Consider the following 4,604-nt stretch of genomic DNA (forward strand, 5'->3'; position numbering starts at 1 on the left):
CCGGCACGGTGCCGCGTGCCCGGCCGCGGCCGCGACGGCGTCCAGCTCCGCACGCAGCACCGCGGCGGGCGGATAGCGGCCGTCGCGTTCCAGCATCACCGGTGGCGGCACCGGCAGCTGCGCGACGGTGTGGGTCAGCAGCGCGAGCACCGCGTCCGGGACGGGGTCGGTGTGGGTGTCGTGCAGCAGCCCCGCCGCGTCGGCGGCGTGCCCGGCGACGTGGCAGTAGGCCACCGCCCCGGACGGCAGCCCGGCGAGCAGCGCGTCGACGTCCGCCCGTGGGTCACGGCCCCGGTTGCGGGCGTTGACGAACACGTTCGCGACGTCGAGCAGCAGCGGCGCCCCGGTCCGGTCGTGCAGCCGGTGCAGGAAGCCCGCCTCGTCGAACTCGTCGCCGGGCCAGTCGAACAGGGCCGCGATCGGCTCCAGCGCCAGCGGGACGTCCAGCTCCGCGCGGGTCGCCGTCACGTTGGCGACGAGCACGTCGAGCGCCTCGCGGGTGCGGGGCAGCGGCAGCAGGTGCCCCGCCTCGATCCCGCCGGCCCGGGTGAACGCGATGTGCTCGCTGACCAGCGCCGCACACGTCGCCGCGGCACAGGCCGCGAGGTGGGCGACCCGCCCCGGGTCGACGCCCTCGGGCGAGCCGGGCGACAGCCGCACCCCGTGCACGACGACCGGCCTGCGCAGCAGCGACGCCGGCACCGCGTCCGGGCGCAGCGGCTCGGCGATGACCTCGTGGAATGCGAGACCGTCGACGTCGTCGAGAACGGCGGCGACACCGCTGCGCCAGCCGACCCCGGTCCCGCCCGGGACACCCGTCATGTCGCCACCTCCGCCCGTACGAGCCGTCCCCGCAGCTTCACACCCCCCACGGTGCAGCTGCGGGGACGGCAGATCCGGTCCCCCGCGCGGGCTCAGCCGCCGCAGCCGCCTCCGCCACAACCCCCGCCGCCTCCGCCGCAGCTGCTCCCGCCACTGTCACCGCCGGACCAGCCGACCACGCCACCGCCGTCGGAGGAGCCGCCCCCCGTCGCGGCGGGCGCCCCACCGAGCGTGGCGAGCTTCTGCGCGGCGAGCTCCTCGGCGAAGGCGGGCTCGGCGGCCAGCATCGCGCCGACCCCGAACGCGCCGACCGACAGCGCGGCCGCGGCGGGCCCGACGGCAGTCCAGTCCGGCCGCATCGACGGCGACAGCGCGTCGTTCCGGGACCGGACGACGGCGAGCGCGGCGTCCCCGGCCCGGGTCCGGTCGGGCACCCGCGTCGCGAGCACCGTGGCGAACACCGCGGTGGCGGCGACGAGCGCGAACAGGAACCCGACCGGGCGCCCACCGCCCAGACCGGCGGCGATCCGTACCGCACCGGCGAGGGCGAGCACCCCGACCGGCCAGGCGGTCGCCCGGTAGCGGACCCGGTCGGACGGGGACAGCAGCAGCCCCGCGGTCTCCAGCCGCTGCGCGGCCCGGGCCAGCTCGGTGCGGACCGGCTCGTGGGTGCCCAGCATCCGGCCCGGGGTCAGCCGCTGCGCGGAGCGGTGGATCGCCCGCTGCAGCGCCGACGCGCCGTGCCCGGGGACCCGGCCCGCCCGCACCTGGCCCGTGGTGCGGCCGGAGGTGACCAGGCTGCCGTCGACGTGCATGGCAGACAGGGCCGCGTACACGGCCAGCTCGGGGCCGCCGTTGAGGTACGCGACGTCCTCGGGTCTGCTGTCGAGGGTGCGGACGCCGCGCGGATCCCCCTGCGCGATCGTCCGCCGCCGGCGCAGCACGATCCCGGAGACCAGGACCAGCGCGACGACGTAGGCGACCAGGAAGGTCTGACCCGGGATGCCCCAGGTGTCCCCGGTGAGGTTCGTGCCCATCTCCACCACCCCCTGCGGTGAGCGACACTTCGTCGTTCGAAGCAGTGTGCGCCCGCTCACCCCGACCGGGTGACCGATTTGAGGTGGACTTGAGGAAGGAGCGCGGACGACGACAGCCGGGGTCACCGACGGTGACCCCGGCTGTCGCGGGAGTGAGTGTGCGGGCTCAGGCGGTTGCGGCCCGCACCTGGTTCTTGATGCGCGCCAGCATCGCCGCGATGCCGCGCAGCCGCAGCGGGCTGACGGCCTCGGCGAGGCCGAGGTCGGTGTAGAAGTCGTCCGGCACGGCCAGCACCGCCGCGGCGGGCTGCCCGTCCAGCCCGGTCACCATGATCGAGGCGAACCCGCGGGTGGTCGGCGCCTCCTTCGGCGCGGAGAAGAACAGGTGCACCGGCCGCTCACCGCCGTCCTCCACCTCGACGGCGAGGAACAGCGGCGACTGGCACTCGTGGACCTGCTCCATGGTGTCCGCGCTGTCGGCGTAGCGCTCGGGCAGGTCCGGCAGCTCCTGGGACAGCTCCAGCAGCAGCTGGAGACGGTCCTTCGGGCCGACCGCGGCGAAGTCGTCGACCAGCTCGGCGAGATCGGGGGGCAGGGTGCCCGGGTCGGTGGAGCTCACGCGGACCCGCGCTCCTCGCCCTGCACGATCGGCACGCGCACGGCGTTGCCCCACTCGGTCCAGCTGCCGTCGTAGTTGCGGACCCGGTCGAAGCCCAGCAGGTACGTCAGCACGAACCAGGTGTGGCTGGAACGCTCACCGATCCGGCAGTAGGCGACGACGTCGTCCGAGGCCGACAGCCCCTGCTCCTGCTCGTAGATCGCGGACAGCTCGGCACGGCTCCTGAAGGATCCGTCCTCGGCGGCGGCACGGGCCCACGGGACGCTCGCGGCACCCGGGATGTGCCCGCCGCGGACCGCGCCCTCCTGCGGGTAGTCGGGCATGTGCAGCTTCTCGCCGGTGTACTCCTGCGGGGACCGCACGTCGACCAGCGGCCTGCCCAGGTGGGCGAGGACGTCGTCCTTGAAGGCGCGGATGCCGGAGTCGTCGCGCTCGACGACCGGGTAGTCGGCCCGGGCCGGGGCGGGCGCGTCGGTGACCATCTCGCGGCCCTCGGCGACCCACTTGGACCGGCCGCCGTCGAGCAGCCGCACGTCGGTGTGGCCGAACAGGGAGAACACCCACAGCGCGTAGGCGGCCCACCAGTTGTTCCGGTCCCCGTAGACGACGATCGTGGTGTCCCGGCCGATGCCACGCTCGGACATGATCTCGGCGAAGCGGGTGCCGTCGACGTAGTCCCGGGTGACCGGGTCGTTGAGCTCGGTGTGCCAGTCGACCTTCACCGCGCCGGGGATGTGCCCGGTGTCGTAGAGCAGGACGTCCTCGTCCGACTCCACGACCACCAGACCGGGGTCCTTCAGGTGCTCCGCCAGCCAGGCGGTGGTGACCAGGCGCTCGGGGTGCGCGTATTCGGCGAGCTTCGGGTCGGGGTCGTGTCCGACAGTCATGGCCGCAGGGTAACCGCGTGCCCCGACACCCACACGGCGGTCAGGACCGTGGCGTCCACAGATCGACCACCGACACCCCGACCGCGCCCAGCAGGCGGCGCAGCAGCGGCAGGCTGATCCCGATCACGTTGGACGGGTCGCCGTCGATGCCCTCGACGAACCAGCCGCCCAGCCCGTCCAGGGTGAACGCGCCCGCGACCTCCAGCGGCTCGCCGGTGGCGAGGTAGGCGTCCAGCTCGGCGTCGGTCGGCTCGGCGAAGCGCACCCCGGTCCCGGCGTGCCCCTCGGCCTCCTGCACGACCGCTCCGCCGGCCAGGCGCAGGACGGCGTGCCCGGTCAGCAGCTCGCCGGTGCGCCCGGCCATGGCCTTCCAGCGGCGCCGCGCGGTCTCCGCGTCGTGCGGTTTGCCGACCAGCTCACCGTCGACGAGCAGCATGGAGTCGCAGCCCACGACCACGCCGTCGCCGGTCAGCCGGTCGGCGACGGCGGCGGCCTTGGCCGCGGCCAGCAGCGTCACCTTGCGCGCGGGGTCGGCGTCGGGGTGCGCGGCGAGCAGGGCGTCCTCGTCGACGTCGGAGACCTCCACGGCGGGGTCGGCCCCGGCGGCGCGCAGGACCGACAGGCGGGCGGGGGAGGCGGAGGCGAGAACCAGGCGCACGACGTCGGACGCTACCGGCCCGCCACCGCGGAGCCGTGGTCCGCCACCGGGTCGGTGGTCCGGTCCGGCCCGGCGACGCGGTGCAGGCGCAGCGCCAGGTGCAGGTGGAAGCGGCCCTCGGGGGTGCGCCAGTCCGGTCCGAGCAGGTCGTCGACGCGTTCGAGGCGCTGGCGCACGGTGTTCGGGTGCACCGACAACGCGTCGGCGGCCGGGGCGAGCAGCTCGCCCGCGGCGAACCAGTGCCACAGCGTCTCGGCCAGCCGGGTACGCCGGCGCCGGTCGTAGTCGAGGACCGGGCCGAGGTGGCGCCCGACGATCTCCCGCGACGTGGTGCCGGTCCGGTCCCGGATCACCGCGCCGACCGCGCCGAGCGAGGCGAAGTCCGCGTGCCCGGTGGTGCGGCCCAGGGCACGGGCCGCCGCGGCGACGTCGGCGGCCTCGGTGTGCGCGCGCCGCCGGGTCGGTGTGCGCGCCACCGGGTGGCTCGGGCACCACGCCGTCGATCATCCCGAGCCGCAGCAGCGACGCGGCGTCGACCTGCAGCGCGGCGGCGGCCCGCGGCGCCTGCGCGGCGTCCTGCC

The 4,604-nt window shown here is 75.7% G+C and carries 6 protein-coding genes; all 6 read right to left on the reverse strand.

What is annotated here, in order from left to right; genetic code table 11:
- Nucleotides 1-822 (reverse strand): DUF692 family multinuclear iron-containing protein (locus tag NH602_RS28245; protein WP_253069394.1); only part of this gene is annotated, 822 nt, incomplete at its 3' end.
- Nucleotides 823-914: 92 nt separating this feature from the next.
- Nucleotides 915-1,859 (reverse strand): TIGR04222 domain-containing membrane protein, encoded by a 945-nt coding sequence (locus NH602_RS28250; protein WP_253069395.1) that lies wholly within the window; start codon nt 1,857-1,859, stop codon nt 915-917.
- Nucleotides 1,860-2,025: 166 nt separating this feature from the next.
- A complete protein-coding gene (locus NH602_RS28255) occupies nt 2,026-2,478 on the reverse strand; it encodes a SufE family protein (protein ID WP_208821761.1) in 453 nt (150 codons plus the stop codon).
- Nucleotides 2,475-3,365 (reverse strand): sulfurtransferase, encoded by an 891-nt coding sequence (locus NH602_RS28260; protein WP_073576377.1) that lies wholly within the window; start codon nt 3,363-3,365, stop codon nt 2,475-2,477. The genes NH602_RS28255 and NH602_RS28260 overlap by 4 nt, the downstream gene beginning before the upstream one ends.
- A gap of 40 nt (nt 3,366-3,405) precedes the next feature.
- Nucleotides 3,406-4,023 (reverse strand): nucleoside triphosphate pyrophosphatase, encoded by a 618-nt coding sequence (locus tag NH602_RS28265; protein WP_073576376.1) that lies wholly within the window; start codon nt 4,021-4,023, stop codon nt 3,406-3,408.
- 11 nt (nt 4,024-4,034) lie between these two features.
- Nucleotides 4,035-4,499 (reverse strand): helix-turn-helix domain-containing protein, encoded by a 465-nt coding sequence (locus NH602_RS32070; protein WP_308292888.1) that lies wholly within the window; start codon nt 4,497-4,499, stop codon nt 4,035-4,037.
- Nucleotides 4,500-4,604: the final 105 nt, after the last annotated feature.

The organism is Pseudonocardia sp. McavD-2-B (assembly GCF_024124365.1).
GTDB classification, from domain to species: domain Bacteria; phylum Actinomycetota; class Actinomycetes; order Mycobacteriales; family Pseudonocardiaceae; genus Pseudonocardia; species Pseudonocardia alni.

Excerpts from the sequence above, each read along its gene's own strand:
- NH602_RS28260 (WP_073576377.1), bottom strand. The coding sequence starts at position 3,365 with ATGACTGTCGGACACGACCCCGACCCGAAGCTCGCCGAATACGCGCAC.
- NH602_RS28250 (WP_253069395.1), bottom strand. The coding sequence starts at position 1,859 with ATGGGCACGAACCTCACCGGGGACACCTGGGGCATCCCGGGTCAGACC.